The 19,133-nt window shown below is 39.2% G+C and carries 15 protein-coding genes; 7 read left to right on the top strand and 8 right to left on the bottom strand.

Going from position 1 to position 19,133, the window contains the following annotated elements:
- The first annotated feature begins 21 nt into the window (after positions 1-21).
- Positions 22-918: a methylmalonyl Co-A mutase-associated GTPase MeaB gene (gene meaB / locus HY063_03720; protein ID MBI3500881.1), complete on the top strand. Its 897-nt coding sequence runs from the start codon at positions 22-24 to the stop codon at positions 916-918.
- Positions 919-927: 9 nt separating this feature from the next.
- On the opposite strand, the gene HY063_03715 is transcribed toward meaB, so the two are convergent.
- From HY063_03715 to HY063_03700, 4 genes are all read right to left on the bottom strand, one after another.
- Positions 928-1,899, bottom strand: a complete 972-nt coding sequence (locus tag HY063_03715; GenBank protein ID MBI3500880.1) for a hypothetical protein — start codon at positions 1,897-1,899, stop codon at positions 928-930.
- Positions 1,900-2,354: 455 nt separating this feature from the next.
- Entirely contained in the window at positions 2,355-4,901 is a 2,547-nt protein-coding gene (locus HY063_03710) for a bifunctional UDP-N-acetylmuramoyl-tripeptide:D-alanyl-D-alanine ligase/alanine racemase (GenBank protein ID MBI3500879.1), read from the bottom strand.
- 88 nt (positions 4,902-4,989) lie between these two features.
- Positions 4,990-5,451, bottom strand: coding sequence for an IS200/IS605 family transposase (gene tnpA / locus HY063_03705; GenBank protein ID MBI3500878.1), 462 nt, complete (start codon positions 5,449-5,451; stop codon positions 4,990-4,992).
- 86 nt (positions 5,452-5,537) lie between these two features.
- Positions 5,538-6,110, bottom strand: coding sequence for a thymidine kinase (locus tag HY063_03700; GenBank protein MBI3500877.1), 573 nt, complete (start codon positions 6,108-6,110; stop codon positions 5,538-5,540).
- A gap of 106 nt (positions 6,111-6,216) precedes the next feature.
- Here HY063_03700 and HY063_03695 point away from each other — a divergent pair, with 106 nt between their 5' ends.
- The 4 genes from HY063_03695 (at position 6,217) to corA (ending at position 9,627) form a co-directional block, all read left to right on the top strand.
- Positions 6,217-6,789: a hypothetical protein gene (locus HY063_03695; GenBank protein MBI3500876.1), complete on the top strand. Its 573-nt coding sequence runs from the start codon at positions 6,217-6,219 to the stop codon at positions 6,787-6,789.
- A gap of 35 nt (positions 6,790-6,824) precedes the next feature.
- Positions 6,825-7,733 (top strand): M28 family peptidase, encoded by a 909-nt coding sequence (locus HY063_03690; protein ID MBI3500875.1) that lies wholly within the window; start codon positions 6,825-6,827, stop codon positions 7,731-7,733.
- An 89-nt stretch (positions 7,734-7,822) separates the two neighbouring features.
- The gene (gene rsmI, locus HY063_03685; protein ID MBI3500874.1) at positions 7,823-8,494 is read left to right on the top strand and encodes a 16S rRNA (cytidine(1402)-2'-O)-methyltransferase; all 672 of its coding nucleotides are present in this window, start codon (positions 7,823-7,825) and stop codon (positions 8,492-8,494) included.
- A gap of 80 nt (positions 8,495-8,574) precedes the next feature.
- The gene (gene corA, locus HY063_03680; protein MBI3500873.1) at positions 8,575-9,627 is read left to right on the top strand and encodes a magnesium/cobalt transporter CorA; all 1,053 of its coding nucleotides are present in this window, start codon (positions 8,575-8,577) and stop codon (positions 9,625-9,627) included.
- 7 nt (positions 9,628-9,634) lie between these two features.
- Here corA and HY063_03675 read toward each other — a convergent pair whose 3' ends face one another.
- Both HY063_03675 and HY063_03670 read right to left on the bottom strand, forming a co-directional pair.
- Positions 9,635-10,141, bottom strand: coding sequence for a hypothetical protein (locus tag HY063_03675; protein MBI3500872.1), 507 nt, complete (start codon positions 10,139-10,141; stop codon positions 9,635-9,637).
- 89 nt (positions 10,142-10,230) lie between these two features.
- Positions 10,231-11,856: an alkaline phosphatase family protein gene (locus HY063_03670; protein ID MBI3500871.1), complete on the bottom strand. Its 1,626-nt coding sequence runs from the start codon at positions 11,854-11,856 to the stop codon at positions 10,231-10,233.
- Positions 11,857-11,925: 69 nt separating this feature from the next.
- Here HY063_03670 and HY063_03665 point away from each other — a divergent pair, with 69 nt between their 5' ends.
- Together HY063_03665 and mfd are read left to right on the top strand one after the other, a co-directional pair.
- Positions 11,926-14,052, top strand: coding sequence for a tetratricopeptide repeat protein (locus HY063_03665; GenBank protein MBI3500870.1), 2,127 nt, complete (start codon positions 11,926-11,928; stop codon positions 14,050-14,052).
- 14 nt (positions 14,053-14,066) lie between these two features.
- A complete protein-coding gene (gene mfd, locus HY063_03660) occupies positions 14,067-17,420 on the top strand; it encodes a transcription-repair coupling factor (GenBank protein MBI3500869.1) in 3,354 nt (1,117 codons plus the stop codon).
- On the opposite strand, the gene HY063_03655 is transcribed toward mfd, so the two are convergent.
- Together HY063_03655 and HY063_03650 are read right to left on the bottom strand one after the other, a co-directional pair.
- Positions 17,417-17,758 carry a hypothetical protein gene (locus HY063_03655; protein ID MBI3500868.1) on the bottom strand — a complete coding sequence of 114 codons (342 nt, stop codon included), beginning with the start codon at positions 17,756-17,758 and terminating at the stop codon, positions 17,417-17,419. The two genes, mfd and HY063_03655, sit on opposite strands and share 4 nt — an antisense overlap.
- 1 nt (position 17,759) lies before the next feature.
- Entirely contained in the window at positions 17,760-19,004 is a 1,245-nt protein-coding gene (locus HY063_03650; GenBank protein ID MBI3500867.1) for an ABC transporter permease, read from the bottom strand.
- Positions 19,005-19,133: the final 129 nt, after the last annotated feature.

Below are 19,133 nucleotides of genomic sequence, written 5' to 3'. Positions count from 1 at the left end.
TAATTTTTTACCTTTGTTTAGATGAGTTCAACGAAAGACATACTGAAAAAATTTGAATCAGGCGAACTAAAAGCGCTGGCAAGAGTTATTTCCGTAGTTGAAAATGAAGCAGACGGCTACGAAGAAATATTATCCTCGCTCAAAATAAAAAATGTTCCTGTTGTTGGAATTACAGGGCCTCCGGGAGCAGGAAAAAGTACGCTCATAAACGCCATTCTGAAAAAACTTACGGACAAGGGAAAACGAATCGGTGTGATTGCCATTGACCCGACTTCTCCCTTCAATTACGGCTCGTTGCTTGGCGACAGGTTAAGAATGGCTGAACATTTCACCAACGAAAAAGTTTTCGTCCGCTCGCTGGCTACGCGCGGTTCGCTGGGTGGGCTTTCAGCCAAAACAATTGAGGTGGCGGATGTGATGCGCGCGTTTGGTTTTGATTATGTATTTATTGAAACCGTTGGCGTTGGACAAAGCGAAGTGGAAATTGCAGGACTTGCCGATACCACTGTTCTCGTTCTTGTGCCCGGCTATGGAGATGAAGTGCAAACGCTGAAATCCGGCATTATGGAGATAGGAGATATTTTTGTGATCAACAAAAGCGACCAGCCGAATGCAGAAGGGTTTGCAAAAAATATAGAACAGTTAGTTCACAGCAGAGAAAAAAGTAATTGGACTCCACCGGTTTTGAAAGCAACTGCCACCGAAGAAAAAGGCATTGAAGAAATAATTAAGAAGATTGACGAACACGCAACCCACAGTAACAACAAAAAATTATTCTTGCTTACAGAAAAAGCATTTAAACTGATACAGAACAAGCGAATGAAGGACATTGACAAGAAAAAATTGCAGAAGGAAATTGAAAAAGAAATGAAGAAGAAGGATTTTAATTTTTATCAATTTATAAAGTCAATAACTTAAAGGTCAAACTCATTCATTCTTTCTAATCAAACCAAATTTCGTGTCAGTATAAGAAGGGTAAATATCATCTGAGGTATTTGGTTTTCTATCTGGACCTGAAGAAAACAAATAATACTTTTCTCCTGCTTTTTTATAATTAAATGCTCGTTGCTTGACTTTTGGATTTTGTATAAAGGGGAAAGGTTCATAAATTATAGCACCTCCAGCAAAAAAATTTGTATCTATCTGTTGTAAACTATCAGGATATACTCCATGTTTTAATTTATATAGTTCAATAGCTTTCACATCTGAATTTAAATATTCTTGACAAATTGTTCCCATAAAATTTGTTTTCTTCAAGTCTTTCCCAATACCTTCGCCTGCTTTATAAAGAAAATAAACTCCTACTAAAACCAGCAATATTATACTTCCAATTATAATCCACGTATAATCGATTTTTCCTGGAACCACTAACGGTTGTTTTCTGGTTATACTACCTAATCCCTTTATTTTAACGATTCCACTTTCAACTATTCCCTGAAAATTTAATGCATCCGTTTGGGATTGAAAAAATCTTTTGGGAATGAGAAGAGAGGAATTATCTACAAAGATTATATTGATATAATCCATATTTGAATAACATGTATAAATGCTTTGCCAAATAATTTTTTTAGTTTCATCTTGATATTGAATATCTATTCCATCATCATTACTTACTATTTTTTTCTTTTCTGTAAATTTTTTATCTGCTGATATTTTTTTATTAATTAGTACAATTGCAGTAATAAATGGAATTAGATAAAAAGTAAATGACAATACAGAAATACCCCAAATAAATGCAAATAAAAATTTAGATAAACTAAATGATTGGGTTATACATGCTAACGCTAAACCAAATGAAATTAAAATAACAAAGAGAATTCTTTTTCGTATTTCACCAACAAATTGAATTTTAAAAAACTTTTTATAATCTTCTTTTGTATTTTGAAATTCCACATTCATTGATTGCAAACTTATCATTTTATTTTTAAATATTGCATTTCGCACGAGGGATTGAAGCAATTACATATCACTCCTACGGAGTTTTAATTTCTATTTATCTGTGTTTTTATAAATAGCTCACCTCTTTGGGGTTCAATACAAAAATATTTTTCAATTCAAGTTAACCCCGAAGGGGTGGTCTGATTATAGAAAAAAGTCCATCATCATTCTAACTCCGTAGGAGTGGCATGTTGGCTGTTTGCGTTAGGGATTGAGCCATTTGTTTGAACTCTTTTTTGCACTTCGCAAAAAAAGTGAGTGGCGAAAGCCCGACCGCGCTTCGCGGGAACGCCCAAGAAAAAATTCACAAGAGAGTCCTCCCCCTTCACCCCCTCCAAGAGGGGGACACAACAGCCTTCATCAAGCCTGCCTGCAGTAGGCAGGGGGAAATTTTACACTTCGACAGGCTCAGTGTGTTACTCGTGAAAATAAACTCGCTTCACTCTTCGTGAAATTCCGGTGAACACTTCGTAGGGGATGGTGTCCATATCTTTTGCGATGAGCGAGATGGGATTTTGCTCACCGAAAACAATTACTTCATCGCCTTCCGCGCATTGAATGGCGGAAATATCGAGCATGCACATGTCCATGCAAACATTTCCGGCAATGGGCGCGGGCTTGCCTGCGATGATCATTTTCCCTTTTCCGTTGCTGAGGCGCCTGCTGAGTCCGTCTGCGTAGCCGATGGGAACGGTGGCGATGCGCATTTCTTTTTTCGCTATGAATTTACGGCTGTAACCCACCGATTCTCCTGCGGGAATATTTTTTATCTGCGAAATAGTTGTCTTGAGCGTGGAAACATTTTTCAGCTGCGCCTGTTCGGTTTCGTTCGCGCCAATTCCGTATAAACCGATTCCGAGCCGAACCATTTCAAACTGCGCGCCAGGAAACCGTACTATGCCTGCCGAATTTAATATGTGACGAAGAATGGAATAGTCAAACCGCGAACGAATGACTTCACTCATCTCTCCGAATTTTTTTATTTGCTGGCGTGTGAATTCATCGTGCGCGGATTCATCGCTTCCTGCCAGATGAGAAAACACAGAGCGCACTTCCAGATATTTGCTGTTGCCGATTCTCACTGCGAGTTCGTTCACTTCTTTTTCTTCAAAGCCGAGACGGTGCATGCCGGTGTCGAGTTTTAGGTGGATGGGAAAACGAACTGCCCCTCCTAAATCCTCCCCATTGGGGAGGACTTTAATACTTGCTCCCTCCCTAACGGGGAGGGTTGGGGTGGGGCTTCTTCTTTTCACGGCATCTTCAAAAAGTTTCAGCACGCGGAAAGAAAAAATTTCGGGTTCCAGATCATTTTTAATCATTGCGTCATAACTCGCTTCTTCGGGATTCATTACCATAATCGGCACGGTGATTCCCGCTTTGCGAAGTTCAATTCCTTCATCGGCATACGCCACCGCGAGATAATCCACATGATGGTGCTGAAGAATATTCGCGATCTCAAAACCCCCGCTTCCATAGGAGAACGCCTTCACCATTGCCATCATCTGAGTTCCGCCAGCAAGTTTGGAGCGGTAATAATTCAGGTTATGAACGAGGGCGTTCAGATTTATTTCAAGAACTGTTTCGTGCGCTTTCTGCTGAAGCACTTGCGATATTTTTTCGAAACCGAATGCACGCGCGCCTTTCAGTAGAATTGTTTCGTTGGAAAAAATATTTCCATTGTACTGCGAAAGAAATGCATCTGTGGTCTTGAAAAAAGTTTTTTCCGTTTCAAATTGTTTTTGCTGTCGGGAAATTGCTTCACCAATTCCGAAAATCTTGTTGACTCCTTTTTCTTTTACAAGTTGCGCCACTTCTTTATAAAGTTCATCTTCATTTTTTCCACTCTGGAAAATATCTGAAAGTATCAATGTTCGCTTCGGATGTTGCTTTTGCTGATTCAAAAAATCCAACGCAATAGCAAGCGAACCCAAATCTGAATTGTAACTATCGTTGATGACGGAGCAATTGTTAATTCCTTCTTTCAATTCCAAACGCATTGCCACAGGACTCAAACGCGTCATTCGTTCGGCAATGATTTTATTCGGATAGCCGAGAAACAGCATCATCGCCCAACAGTGAATGGCGTTCTCAACGCTTGCGTCATCCGTGAATGGAATTCTGATCCGGATGAAATCATTGTTGTAAACGCCCTGCAGTTCGGTTTCGTTTCCTTCCTTGGTAACTTTCCCCACCTGAAGATTTGCTTTTGATTTGCGCGACCAAGTGAAGAGATTTATTTTCTTGATAACCGGATTCGCAATAATTTCTTCGTTCAGTTTCAGATTATCGCGGTTGTATATCAACGTATTCGCATGAACGAAAAGTTTCAGCTTCTCGCGAATCTTTTGTTTTGGGTTCAGAAAATTTTCATCGTGTGCTTGCCCGATATTTGTAATCAAACCAACTGTTGGAGAAATAATCGGCTCCAGGTTTTCCATTTCATCGGGCTTGGAAATTCCTGCTTCAAAAATGGCAATGTTGTGCTCTTCGCTCGTCAGCCACACCGAAAGCGGAACTCCCACTTGTGAATTATAACTCTTCGGGCTTCGCACCACGCTTTTGTCTTCCTGCAAAAGATGATAGAGCCATTCCTTCACAATGGTTTTTCCGTTACTTCCGGTAATTCCGATAACGGGAATATTAAATTTCTTTCTGTGATTCGCTGACAAGTGCTGAAGCGCAGACAAAGTATCTTTTACGAGAATGAAATTTGCTTCCACCAATAATGCAATATCGTGCGGAAGTTCCGATACCACAAAATTCCGAACGCGCTTTTTGTAAGCATCGTTAATAAATTTATGTCCGTCATTGCGCTCACTCTTCAAAGCAAAGAAAAGAGAAGTTTCAGGAGAGGAAATGCTCCGGCTGTCAATGAGCAAATGACGAATCTGAGCATCAGGATTTCCGTTTCCACTGAGCGTTCCGCCTAAAATTCTTGCTATGTCTTTTGCGAAGTAATACAATTGTATTCTTTTTGTTAGTCCCGCAGGGACGGTCTGTTTGTAAAAAAGAGAGCCATACCAATAGAAGTCCCACCGGGACGACCTGTTATTATTCTACCCATTCGAATAAATATTTATCATCGTATTTCACATCGTTATTCTTCAACATCTCCAAATATTCTTCTTTAAATGATTGCTTGCCGTGATGTTCTTTCTGACTGCGAATATACTTCACAACAGAATCAATTTGTGAATGTGAATGAGAAAAAGCACCGTAACCTTCCTGCCAGTTGAATTTTCCTTTAATCCACCTTTTATCATTGATAAACTTTGAAGACACCGCTTTTATTTCTCGAACCAAATCTGAAATGCTCATTACAGGTTTAAACCCAACAAAAATATGAACGTGATCGGGCATGCAATAAACAGCAATTAATTTTTGCCCGCGATTCTGAACAATTCCAGTAATATATTTCTGTAATTCTTCTCTATGAGATTCTGAAATCAGGTTTTGCCTTCCCTGAACTGTAAAAACAATGTGAATATAAATTTGTGTGTATGTATTCGACATTTTTACAGGTTGTCCCTACGGGACTTCATTTTTATTTTGAATTCTATTCTATAATCAGTTCGCTCCTATGGAGCGACATGCAATATTTATTTTTCCGTTGCTTTATTAAAACATTCCCTGCACAATGGCTCGTAATTATTTTTCTCTCCAAGCACAATCAACGAATCATCTTCTGAAATCCTGTGAGAAAAATTTGCAAGAACACCGCATCGCATACACACCGCGTGAACTTTCGTGACATATTCAGCACTTGCCATCAACGCTGGCATCGGACCAAACGGTTTTCCGAGATAATCTTTGTCAAGTCCGGCTGTTATAACTCTGATTCCTTTATTCGCCAGCGTGACGCAAACATCCACCACTTCCAAATCAAAAAACTGGACTTCATCAATCGCAACTACATCTGCGTCTTTCATTCGTTTCAAAATTTCGGAAGAGTTCGCAACTGGAACGGAATGAATTTCATTGGCATCGTGCGAGACCACTTTTTCTTTTGCGTAGCGGTCATCAATCACGGGTTTATAAATTTCTACTTTCTGTTTCGCAATCTGCGCGCGCCTGATTCTGCGGATCAGTTCTTCCGTCTTGCCGGAAAACATACTTCCGCTGATAACTTCGATCCATCCTTTGCGCGGGTTCATATTATTTTCCGGAAACATGGCTGTTATTTCCCCCTTGCAAAGGAGGATAAAGGGAGATTTGTTAGATTAAACTTTATCGTATTTTTATCACAACAAATCTAAACAAAAAGCGTTCACACTTTAAATGGAAAGAGAGCATCTTATAAAAGAAATCCAGGACATTTCTGAACGCATTCGAAACAACGCTTCAGACGCAGATTCTTTGCTGACGGATGTCGCTCATCTCTACGAAATGGTGATTCTGCTTAAGCATTTGCCGGAAGAAGTAAAAACGAACGGAACAATAAAAACTGAAAGGGTTGAAGTTAAGGTTGAGATTGAAAAGAAAACTACAGAACCCCTTGATTTGTTTTCAGTAGCAGAGACTTCTGAACCTGTTGTGGAAACTGCGAATGAAAAACCTGAGAAAAAAATTGTCGCCAAGAAATCTGAAGAAAGCGTTACCGAAAAAATTTCGCACAAGAAAATTTCCGATTTAAAATCTGTCATTGGCATCAATGAAAAATTCCAGTTCATCAACGAACTTTTTGACGGCAACATGAAAGAATACACCGTTGCCCTCGACCAGATAAATAATTTCTCCACTCTTGGTGATGCGGTGAACTACCTCGCAAATCTTAAAGAGATGTATAAATGGAACTCTGAAAACCCTATTGCTTCCAACTTTGAAGAACTTGTTCAGCGTAGATTCTTTTAAATCCTCGAAAAACGAAACCATACGAAAAATACGAAATGAGAAATCGTATTCTGCCATTTACCTTCTGTCTTTTCACTTCCGCTTTTTCTTTCTCTCAATCTGAAGTTCTTAAGTACGCTCATCAAGTAGTCGACACCCTCGCTTCTCCGAGCATGTATGGGCGCGGTTATGTGAACAAAGGTGACAGCATTGCAGCAGATTACATTAAAAAAGAATTTGAAAAATTTGGAATCAAACCGATTGGAAAAGAGTTTGAACAGAAGTTTAATTTTTCTGTGAGTGTGGCGAAAAAAGATTCAATCGAAGTTGAAATAAAATATTTTTCTGATTACCAAACTCAAAATATTCTCAGCTATATAAAAGGTTCACAATATCCTGATTCATTCATTGTATTTTCTGCTCATTACGACCATCTCGGACAAAAGGGAAAAGATGTTTACTTCCCTGGCGCAAATGACAACGCCAGCGGTTGCGCTATGCTGTTGAACCTTGCAAAATATTATTCTCAGCATCCACCAAAGTATTCTGTTGCATTCATGTCCTTTGGCGGAGAGGAAGTCGGATTGCTCGGCTCAAAATATTATGTGGAGCATCCGCTGTTTCCATTAAAGCAGATAAAATTCCTGGTGAACATGGATATTATGGGAACAGGCGATGAAGGAATCAAAGTCGTGAACGCCACTGAGCATAAAAAAGAATTTGATGAGCTAGTAAAAATTAATACAGCGAAAAATCTTTTGCCTGTTGTTTCTCCGCGCGGAAAAGCCGCGAACAGCGACCATTACTTTTTCGAAGAAGCAGGAGTGAAAACTTTTTTCATCTATACACTTGGAGGAATCAAAGCATATCACGACATTTATGACAGACCCGAAACTTTGCCGCTGACCAAGTTTGAAGAAGTATATAAATTGCTTTTGGATTTCACGTCATATCTTCAGCAGTAATCTACGAATGTACTAATCACTACTAATCTACTAATTCATAGGTAGTTTTTGATTAGTACATTCGTACAGATTAGTAAATTAGTAGATAAATGGGAAAACTCTATATAGTTCCAACTCCTATCGGCAACTTAGAAGATATCACTCTTCGTGCGTTGAGGATTTTGAAAGAAGTGAAAGTTGTTCTTGCTGAAGACACTCGTACTACCGGACATCTTCTGAAACATTTTTCCATTGAAAATAAATTGCAGTCGCATCATTTGCATAACGAACATAAAATGGTGGAGCAAGTTGTTGAAAGAATAAAAGCAGGTGAAACCGCTGCGCTGGTGAGTGATGCAGGCACACCTTCTATCTCTGACCCGGGTTTTTTGCTCGTGCGCGAATGCATCAAAAATAATATCGAAGTAGAATGTTTGCCTGGAGCAACTGCTTTTGTTCCTGCACTAGTGAATAGCGGATTGCCCAGCGAATCATTTGTGTTCAACGGATTTCTTCCGCAGAAAAAAGGACGCAAGACAAAACTAGAATCTTTGAAAGACGAAGAACGCACGATGATTTTTTATGAATCTCCTTTTCGTTTAATGAAAGCACTGGAAGAATTTGCAAATGTTTTTGGAAGCGAACGTAGCGCCAGCGTTTCCCGCGAACTCACAAAAATGTTTGAAGAAACAAAACGTGGAACGCTTGCTGAATTAAAAAAATATTTCTCTTCTAAGGCTGTGAAAGGAGAAATAGTAATTGTAGTGGCAGGCAAAGAATAGTTTTCGCAATTAACAATTATCAGTTCGCAACTCATTTCTCTTCCATCTGCCATCTGCCATCTTACATTTTACATTTGTTTATGTCTCCTCCGTATTCCGAAAAAACCGGACTTCCTCCCGGCACCGTGATTTATTCTGGCGATGAGCAGACCGCCAAAGTCAAACTCACGCTTATGCAGTTTAATGAAAAAGAATTTTTTGAAAAAGAATTTTACGATGTAGATGAATGTATCGCAGAAACTGCTACTGAAAAAATTTCATGGATAAATGTGGATGGGATTCACGACATTGAAGCCATCAAAAAAATAGGTGACAAGTTCAACATTCATTCGCTCACGCTAGAAGATATTGCCAACAACGAACAACGCCCGAAGTTTGAGGATTACGAAACATATCTCGTCAGCGTAATGAAAATGATTGTGTATGCTGAAAAAATTATATCGGAGCAATTGACGATTATTCTTCTCGACAACAACACCGTTCTTTCTTTCCAGGAAGCCGAAGCGGGCGATGCGTTTGATATTATCCGAATGCGCATTCGCCAGGGAAAAGGACGTGTTCGTAAAATGGGAGCCGATTATCTTGCATACTGTTTGATTGATGCGGTAGTGGATTTTTATTTTCTTGTTCTCGAAAAATTTGGCGACCATATTGAAATTCTTGAAGAAGAACTCATCAACAACCCTTCAAAAAAAACCATGATGACGCTTCACGACATGAAGCGCGAAATGATTTTTCTGCGCAAAGCCGTATGGCCCATGCGCGAACTCATCAACAATTTCGACCGCTGCGAAAACAAACTCATCAAAAAACCAACGCATCTTTTTATGCGCGACCTTTACGACCACACCATACGCGTGATTGACAGCGTGGAAACTTTCCGCGATTTGCTTTCAGGCATGATGGATATTTATCTCTCGAGCGTAAGCAACCGCATGAATGAAATTATGAAAGTGCTTACCATCATCTCCACTATTTTTATTCCTGTAACTTTCATAGCAGGCGTGTACGGAATGAACTTTAAGTATATGCCCGAACTCGATTCACCTTATGGCTACTGGATTACGTGGGGAATCATGCTCGCGATGATGCTCTCACTGGTAATTTATTTCAAAAGAAAAAAATGGCTGTGATTTTTTGTCACGCCTCACAGGGTTTTCTCAAATCAACAAATGACAAATACCATTTTCCGTCCACGAATGAAAAATAATAGCGAGCGTTATTCGAAGTATTGATAACCGTGTATTGAATTGTTTTGGCTTGCTCTTCCACCTTCGCTTCATCCTCTTTGCTCAAACTCGCATATGTCCATACTTTTTCATCTTTAAAAGAATTTATTTTTTGCACATAACACCCTTCTTTTGTCCAGAAAGTTTTGGCATCACAATTTATTTTCGGAAGTTCTTCCTCTTTGCAATTTGAAAAATCCACCGGAAAATTTTTATCTACCTGCGAAGTGTTGCTCATGTTCGGCATTGCGCCCGATGACTGGATGAGCCACACCCCTTCCTTTGGTGAAATAAACTGATTAATGTTGGAAATGTTTATTGTCTTCAGAACAGAAATAAAATTTTCAGTTTGCCCCGTATTAATTTTTCTTTCGGAAGAAGATTGTATGGAATCTGCGCTCTGTAAAACCTGTTTCATTTCTTTTTGATGCGGGGAGTTACAGGCAATAACCGCCATTACTAAAAGTGAGAGAGTGAGAAAGCGAGAAAATGAATGGACAGCTATTTTCATTTTGTCAATGATTGAATTGGTTTTGCCTGGCATCCTGCCGGTGAAGAAATTTTCAGGAACTTTGAAACGGTTGGAGCAATCTGAGTTATGATAATTGGCTCGGAAGAATTTCCCGGTTTCACATCATATCCCCACCAGAGCAGCGGCACGTGCGTATCATATATATATGGCGTGCCGTGTGAAGTTCCTTTATGATACCCTTCGAGCCAGTTGGGCTTGAGAACAAAAATAACATCTCCGCAGCGGTCGGAATAAAATCCTGCGCGCACTTTCACACGAATGGAATCTTTTCGCGAGCCATCGGTGAAAAAATTATTTTCCTGCTCAAGCGTGCTAGCGGTAAGCGCATCGGCAATGCCATCCATCTTTGATAAATACTGTGCTGTTTTGTATGCAACATTTGAAACACTGAGATTTTTTTTATTGATTTTTTCCCGGTCAAGATAAATATCAAAATCAGAAACTCCTGTTAAAAGCGAATCGTTATAAACTCTGAAAAGAAATTTTTTTACCGAATCGGCAACCGTTTTTTCATCAATCACTCCCGATGGAATATTTTTTTTCTTCAGGCATGGAACCGATTCTCCTGCGCCATGGTCGGCAGTAAGAAAAACAAGTACATTATTTTTTCCCACCGATTCATCAATGAATTTTAAAAGTTCCGCCAAATCTTTATCCAAGCGGATGTAGCAATCTTCCAACTCCACGCTTTGCGGTCCAAACTGGTGCCCGATGTAATCAGTGGAAGAAAAACTCACGGAAAGAAAATCAGTTTCTTTTCCCTTGCCGAGATTTTCATCGTAAATAGTTTCAATTGCAAAATCTTTTGTAAGTGAATTTCCAAAAGGAGTTGAACGGATAAGCGCCATACCTCCGTTATCTTTCATCAACACCTGCAAATCATAGGGAAAAATTGTTTTTTCTTTTCCTTTGAACGGTTGTTCGCAATCGCAATCATCTGCATCGCTCTCGGTATATTTCTCTATAGGGAGAATGGTTGACCATGACTGCGATAAATAGTTGCGCGCCAATTCCTTCTTATTGAAATCAGAAACCCATTTGGGAAGTTCTTTCATATAATACGTGCTCGAAATAAAATTTCCGTCTTCGTACCAGTAAGCCGCAGTGGGATTATGCCCGGCAGGAAGAATGGCTGCGCGGTCTTTTAACGCAATGCCAATAACTTTTGATGTGCTGTTTTCTTTTTTTAATTCTTCGCCAACTGTAGGAGCAAGTAAATTCTGCGGAGACATTTTTGCAGATTCAGAAGATGCTCCTGCTCCGCTCACATACATGTCATAAACGCAGTAAACAGGTTTTCTTGTTTCGCGGTTGAACCATTGATTGGAAACAATTCCGTGAACGCTTGGAGTTGCGCCTGTAAAAATGGAAGCATGACCGGGACCGGTGAAGGTGGGAACATAATTGTAATTCGTATTCTTGCAGTTGAATCCTTCATTCACTAATTTTTTAAAGCCGTCATTTCCAAATTTGTTCCAATACTTTTCAAGATAATCGTAGCGCATCTGGTCAACAACAATTCCCACCACAAGTTTCGGCTGGGAATAAGTGAAAAGTGAAAAGTGAAAAGTGAAAAGTAAAAAAATAAATAACTTTTTCATTTTGTAATGCAAAGATAAACATATAAGGTAATTCGTAAATTCGTACGCATTCGTGTTTCGTTTGTTTTTATGTCGAAAAAGAAACAAATAAAAAATAATTCATCAAAAGAGAAAGCAAAACTCCAACCTGCTTTGCGCCATACATTCAAGCCGAATAGTTGGCTTGCGGTGATTTGCGCTGTGATTGGGTTTTGTTTATATGTGAACACGGTGAAGCATGATTACGTGCTCGATGATGTTGGCGCCATCACCGGCAATGAATATGTGATGGAAGGCATCAGCGGCATTCCGAAAATTCTCAGCGTGGGCATGTGGCATTTCGATAATGTAAATCTTGGTTACTACCGTCCGCTCTCCATGATAACTTTCGCTATAGAAAATCAATTCTTCCCGAAAAATCCTCACATAAGTCATTTGGGAAATGTAATCCTTTATTCGCTCACCGGGTTTTTTCTTTGCATGCTTCTGATGAATCTCTTTAGAAATTTTCATCCTGTATTTTCTTTTATCATCGCTTTATTATTTATAGCCCATCCCATTCACACGGAAGTAGTCGCAAATATCAAAAGCCGAGATGAGATTCTGGCATTTCTGAATTTAATTATCGCAGCTTTTCTTCTGTTGCTGGCGCACAGAGAACAGAAAACAAATTTCAGATTTGTTTTCATCTCCTGCATTTTCTTTTATCTCGCTCTTCTCTCCAAAGAATCTGCCATGACCGGCTTACTCATTGTTCCGCTGATGTTATTTTTCTCCTATAACATTTCCATAAAACAAGCGCTGCTGAAAACGATTCCTTTCGCACTGATGATTTTAATTTTTCAAATGCATAAATACGGAGTGCTCGGAACAGTTACCGGACAAATTCCAAAAGACATTGTGAATTATCCTTACACAGAAGCGGGAACAAAACTTCCGAGCACGTTTTTAATTTTCCTGCATTGCATTCGCTTAATTATTTTTCCTCATCCGCTTACGTATGATTATTCTTATAACCAAATTCCCGCAGGAGGATTTGGTTCTCCGCTTGTTTTATTTGGATTTCTCGTAGCGGCTGCATTGGCATATTTCAGTTTTAAAGGACTTCTGAAAAAATCAACGCTTGCTTTCGGAGTTTTAATTTTCTGCGTAACGCTTGCTCCCGCACTTGCATTTGTTTTTCTTCGCGGTGGAATTCTGGCGGAAAGATTTTTATATGCACCATCACTTGGCTTCAGCATTGCAATCACATTTCTGCTGGTAAAATTTTCCAAAGTAAATATTCATTCGCAGGAATTAAAAATTGATTCGCTCGCAAAAGAATTCAAACTCATTCTTCCCGCTGGCATAATTTTTATTTTGTATTCTTTCAAAACTATTACGCGAAATCCTGTGTGGAAGGATAACATGACATTATTTTCTACAGATGTAAATTCTTCTCCTAACTCCTGCCAGGTGCGAAGACATTACGGAAGTGAAATAATTAACAAAGGTATTGCAGAAAAGGACGAAAAGAAAAAATCAGAATTGTTTGAGCTAGGTGTTGAGCAATTAAAAATAGCGTTGCAGATAAATCCGCATTTCGGTGATGCGTTTTTTAAATTGGGAGTTGCATATCAAACTGTAAAAATCAATAACGACTCGGCCATTTTTTATTACACGCGCGCCATTCAGGAAGCTCCCGGCTATGCAATCTCCTATAACAATCTTGGAATTTTATATGAAGGACTTGGCAAACAGGATTACGCTTCTTACTATTATAACAAAGCGGTGGATGCGAATCCTTTTTTTCAGGACGGAGTCCGCAACCGCGATTCGCACAAAAAAAAATACGGACTGGATGTGCGGATGTTTCCTTCTTCTACAAATTTAGATTCACTTATCCGGTCAACTCCCGAATCAAAACGTGATTACGGTTTTTATTATAAACTCGGGACAGATTACGCTTCGAAAGGCGATTATGTAAATGCTGCGCGCTCGCTTGAAAAATCTGTTGAACTGAATCCAACTTTTATTGATGCGATGGTAAATCTTTCCAACTGTTACGGAATGCTGAAAGATTACAAAAAAAATATTGAGGTGCTGAATAAAGTTGTCGCGCTTTATCCGAACAATGCGCAGGCACTCGGAAATTTGGCAGTGACGTATGAGTTGCTTGGAAACAAAGATAAGGCGGAAGAGTATCGCGATAAAGTAAGAAAGTTGAGCGGACAATAATTGTGGAACCTGCATTGAATCTTTCATTCGTTCTGAAAAATTATTTCGGAGATGAAAGGGTGTTGTCTATTTCAAAATTTTTAGAAGAGAAAAAAAATGTTTCGGCAAAAGACATTGCCGGCTCTTCGCTTTCATTAATTATTCGTGCAGTTGCAGAAAATAAATCCGGAGTTCATTTTGTAATTCTACAGGATAAAGAAGAAGCGGCTTATTTACTAAACGATTTGGAATCATTCGCTGGTCGGGATTTGAAATCCCGACCAACTTTATTTTTCCCCTCTTCTTTCAAAAAAAAATTCAGCGCTGAAGAACAAGATACTTCTTCCATTCAACTGCGTGCAGAAATTTTGAATGCGATTCGCACCAATGAATCTTTAATTATTGTTTCCTATTCAGAGGCAATTGCCGAAAAAGTAATTTCAAGAGAACATTTGGAAAAAAATTCGATTGATATTATTAAAGGAGAAAAAATTTCTTTATCATTCTTAACTGATTTGCTGAATGAATATGGATTTGAACGAAGCGATTATGTTGTTGAGCCCGGACAATTTTCCGTTCGCGGGGGAATTGTGGATATTTTTTCTTTTGCAAACAATGAGCCGTTCCGCATTGAACTTTCAGGTGATGAAATTGAATCCATCCGAACATTTGACATTTCAAATCAACTTTCACTTCAAAATTTAGAACGCGCTTCTATTCTACCAAACATACAGGAAAAATTAGCAGAGGGGAGGTCAACTTCACTTATAGATTATATTCTTGAATCAAAAAATGATTTGTATTTATGGATTGACAATATTCAAAATACAATTCATTCGATTGAAGAAGGATTAAAAAATATTTCAGGAGAAAAAAATGTTTTTCTTTCTGCTGAAGAAATAAAAAAAGAATTTGAAAAAGTTCCTGTAGTTGAATTTTCTGGCTCTTCACTGACAACTGCAACTGCTTCTGCCAACTTTTCTTTTTCTCCACAGCCAACTTTCAATAAAAACTTTGATTTGCTTTTTGAAAATCTCAAAAAACAAAAGTCAGACGGTTATTCAAATCTCATTCTGTTTGATAATGCAAAACAGATGGAACGCCTTCGGGAAATTTATGAAAGTATTTTTCCTTCGAAGGCGAGCGAAATAAAAGAACTTCCTTTCACAGAAAATTTAGGCGGACTGCACGAAGGGTTCATTGACCACGATAAAAAAATTTCCTGCTACACCGACCATCAGATTTTCGGGCGTTATCACCGATATAAAATAAAAAGTTCCGGCTATAAAAAAAGCGAAGCGCTCACGCTGAAAATGCTGAAGTTGCTTCAGCCGGGAGATTTTGTCACGCACATTGATTACGGAATCGGGCGGTTTGGCGGGCTGGAAAAAATTCTGGTTGGCGGAAAAGAACAGGAAGCAATTCGCCTTGTGTACAAGGATAACGATACCTTATATATAAGCATTCATTCGCTTCACCAGATTGCGCGGTATGGAGGAAAAGAAAGTGAAGTTCCGAAATTAGATAAACTCGGCTCGAATACGTGGACGAGTTTAAAGAACAGAACAAAAAGAAAAATCAAAGAGCTTGCTTTCGATTTGGTAAAACTTTATGCGGAGCGAAAATCAAAAAAAGGTTTTGCTTTTTCTCCAGATAATTATTTGCAGAACGAACTCGAAGCAAGTTTTATCTATGAAGATACACCCGACCAATTGAAATCCACCAACGATGTGAAGCGCGATATGGAAAATGAATCTCCTATGGACAGATTGGTTTGCGGAGATGTTGGTTTCGGAAAAACGGAAGTTGCCATTCGCGCTTCGTTCAAAGCTGCATGCGATAGCAAGCAAACTGCAATTTTAGTTCCCACAACTATTCTCGCACTTCAGCATTACAAAACTTTTTCTGAACGGATGAAAGGATTGCCGGTGAACGTAGATTACATCAACCGTTTCAAATCAACAAAAGACCAAAAAGAATCTTTGAAAAAACTTTCCGAAGGAAAAACAGATATTATCATCGGCACACATCGCTTGCTGGGAAAAGATGTAAAGTTCAAAGACCTCGGCTTGCTAGTTGTGGATGAAGAACAAAAATTTGGCGTTGGCGCAAAAGATAAATTGAAACTTCTGAAAGCAAATGTGGATACTCTCACGCTCACCGCAACTCCCATTCCGCGCACGCTGCAATTTTCTATGATGGGTGCGCGCGATATGTCTGTCATTAATACTCCGCCACCGAATCGCTATCACGTTCAAACGGAAGTTCAGCAGTTCAACGAAAAAATTATTAAGGAAGCAATTGACTATGAAATTCAGCGTGGCGGACAAATATTTTTCGTCCACAATCGCGTGCAAACCATAGGAAGATTTGCAGAAATGATTCAACGGCTTTGTCCGAAAGCGAAAATTCTTGTCGCGCATGGGCAATTAAAAGGTGAAGCGCTGGAAAAATCTATGATGAGTTTTATCGAAGGAGAATATGATGTATTGGTTTGCACAACGATTATTGAATCCGGTCTTGATATTCCGAATGCGAATACAATTATCATTAATGACGCGCAGAATTACGGCTTAAGTGATTTGTATCAACTGCGCGGAAGAGTTGGCCGTTCAAACAAAAAAGCATTTTGCTATTTGCTCACACCACCATTTTCAACTTTAACCAACGAAGCAAAAAAAAGATTGCGCGCCATCGAGGAATTTTCTGATTTGGGAAGCGGCTTCAATGTCGCTATGCGTGATTTGGATATTCGCGGAGCAGGAAATTTATTAGGCGCAGAGCAAAGCGGATTCATTACTGAAATCGGCTATGAGATGTACCAGAAAATTTTGGATGAGGCGATGGCTGAATTGAAAGATGAAATGTTCGATGGACGAGGTATGATGGATGATGGAAAAAACCATCAACCATCAACCATCAACCATCAACCATTTATAAGAGATTGCCAAATCGAAACCGACCTTTCCATTTTAATTCCTGATGAGTACGTTGAAAACATTGCGGAGCGTGTTTCGCTTTATCAGCAATTGGATAACAGCAAAACCGAAAATGATTTAATGAATTTTGAAAAGCAATTGATTGACCGCTTCGGAGAAGTTCCTGAACAGACGAAGCAACTCATCAACATTGTGCGCCTGCGCTGGCTGGCAATGGAACTTGGCTTTGAAAAATTAATTCTGAAGAATGGAAAACTTATAGGTAATTTCGTTGCGAATCAGAAATCTCCATTTTACCAGAGCGAAATATTTTCTAAAATTCTGAATTTTGTTCAAAGCAATTCTAAAATTTGTTCCATGAAACAAGGAGAAGAAAAATTATCGCTCGTGATTGAAGGAATAAAAAATATTGGAAGCGCAATGGAAATATTCAGAAAAATAAAATCTTAAAGTTCCTCATCCATCCTCTTATAAAAAATCAAAAAGAAAACTGTAAACGCAACAGAGAAAACAATTCCCACATAACTCACATCGTCAATCATAATGGAGAAAATTATTTTGGCGAAGAATGCCGCAATGAAAAGATGTACTCCCCAGCGTTTCATGTGCCAGGTTCCGATGAAAGAAATAAATTGAACCGCTACAATGATTCCATAAATCGCAGGCGCCATTTCAGAAATTTTTCGGATGAATGGAGAAAAAACAAAAATAAAATTCAGCAAACTCCAGAGAATTCCGAGAATGCAGATGATAGTGAGAATGACTGGTCTTTTTCTAATCGCTTCCATTTTAGTTTGAACGTATTGCTTCCACCGGATCCAACTGCGAAGCGTTGTACGCAGGAACAAATCCTGATACAACTCCTATCAAAGCGGAGATTGTTAAGCCGAGAATTATATTCGACTGCGTTAAGTTTACTTCCATCTCCATTAATTTTTCCACAATAAAAGTTCCGATGTAAATAAAAAAAAGTCCGATTAATCCACCCATGATAGAAAGCACCACCGCCTCTGCCAGAAATTGCAGCAATACAAAATAATTTTTTGCTCCAAGTGATTTTTGTATACCGATAAGATTTGTTCTTTCTCTCACCGATACAAACATAATGTTCGCAATTCCGAATCCTCCTACGAGAATTGAAAATCCACCAATAATCCATCCGGCAATTCCGACTACAGAAAATAAATCGCCAATCCTGTTAGAAAGCATGGAAGTTTGATTCAAGGCGAAATCATCTTCGGCAATCGGTTTCAGTTTACGGATGGCGCGCATAATTCCGGTGAGTTCGTCAATTAATTCATCATTTGGAATTCCCGGCTTCGCGCGCACCATGATTACCGGGTCAAACCTATCACTGCGTAAATCCACTATGTTGCGCGCAAAATTTATCGGCACAAGAATGTGCGTGTCAATGTTGCTTCCAATCATGCTCTCGCCTTCTTTTTTCAAAACGCCAATCACCGTGAGTTTGCTGTCGCGAACTTTAATTTGTTTTCCAATCGGGTCTTCGTTTTCAAAAAGTCCTTCCTTAATAGTGTTTCCAATTACGCAAACCGGCCTTCCGCTCGAAGATTCGCTCTCAGAAAAATATCTTCCGCTCACAACTTCGAACGAGCGGATTTGATTATACTCATGTGAAACACAAAGTGCATCTGAATTTTCCACGCTGCTGTTTTTATATTTCGCGGTGGTTTTCGCGCTCACCACAAATGCAAACGCATCGCCCTTCGCGCTCGCACGTTTCACTGATTCGAGTTCGGAAATGTTTGGCACCGGGCGATTAATATATTTCCACCAGGGATAATCGGGACCGAAAGTCCACGGCCACTTCTGAATATAAATTACATTATCGCCAAGCGATTTCACGCTGTCGCGAAGTTTTTTCTCTAACGAATCCGTCATCGTGAAAACAGAAATGATGGCGAAAATTCCTATGGTAATTCCAAGCAGCGAAAGAAAACTCCGGAGTTTATTTGTCACCAGCGCCTGAATGGCAAAAAGAAAACTTTCTTTGAATAATGTAAAGAATAACATGGCCTACTAAAATACTAATTGGTACGTCCCGATGAATCGGGATGAAGCAAATGTACTAATGAAACTCAATTTCTCTTGGCAAAAAGTGAATGAGCTGTTAATTAGTATATTGGTAGAGATTCGTAAATT

Source organism: Bacteroidota bacterium (assembly GCA_016195025.1).
Classification (GTDB): domain Bacteria; phylum Bacteroidota; class Bacteroidia; order Palsa-948; family Palsa-948; genus Palsa-948.
This window is presented reverse-complemented; position numbering and strand designations above follow the sequence as displayed.

Coding starts and splice junctions, on each gene's coding strand:
- meaB (MBI3500881.1), top strand. CDS start 22: ATGAGTTCAACGAAAGACATACTGAAAAAATTTGAATCAGGCGAACTA.
- HY063_03715 (MBI3500880.1), bottom strand. CDS start 1,899: ATGAATGTGGAATTTCAAAATACAAAAGAAGATTATAAAAAGTTTTTT.
- tnpA (MBI3500878.1), bottom strand. CDS start 5,451: ATGTCGAATACATACACACAAATTTATATTCACATTGTTTTTACAGTT.
- HY063_03700 (MBI3500877.1), bottom strand. CDS start 6,110: ATGTTTCCGGAAAATAATATGAACCCGCGCAAAGGATGGATCGAAGTT.
- HY063_03695 (MBI3500876.1), top strand. CDS start 6,217: ATGGAAAGAGAGCATCTTATAAAAGAAATCCAGGACATTTCTGAACGC.
- HY063_03690 (MBI3500875.1), top strand. CDS start 6,825: ATGAGAAATCGTATTCTGCCATTTACCTTCTGTCTTTTCACTTCCGCT.
- rsmI (MBI3500874.1), top strand. CDS start 7,823: ATGGGAAAACTCTATATAGTTCCAACTCCTATCGGCAACTTAGAAGAT.
- corA (MBI3500873.1), top strand. CDS start 8,575: ATGTCTCCTCCGTATTCCGAAAAAACCGGACTTCCTCCCGGCACCGTG.
- HY063_03675 (MBI3500872.1), bottom strand. CDS start 10,141: ATGAAACAGGTTTTACAGAGCGCAGATTCCATACAATCTTCTTCCGAA.
- HY063_03670 (MBI3500871.1), bottom strand. CDS start 11,856: ATGAAAAAGTTATTTATTTTTTTACTTTTCACTTTTCACTTTTCACTT.
- HY063_03665 (MBI3500870.1), top strand. CDS start 11,926: ATGTCGAAAAAGAAACAAATAAAAAATAATTCATCAAAAGAGAAAGCA.
- HY063_03655 (MBI3500868.1), bottom strand. CDS start 17,758: ATGGAAGCGATTAGAAAAAGACCAGTCATTCTCACTATCATCTGCATT.
- HY063_03650 (MBI3500867.1), bottom strand. CDS start 19,004: ATGTTATTCTTTACATTATTCAAAGAAAGTTTTCTTTTTGCCATTCAG.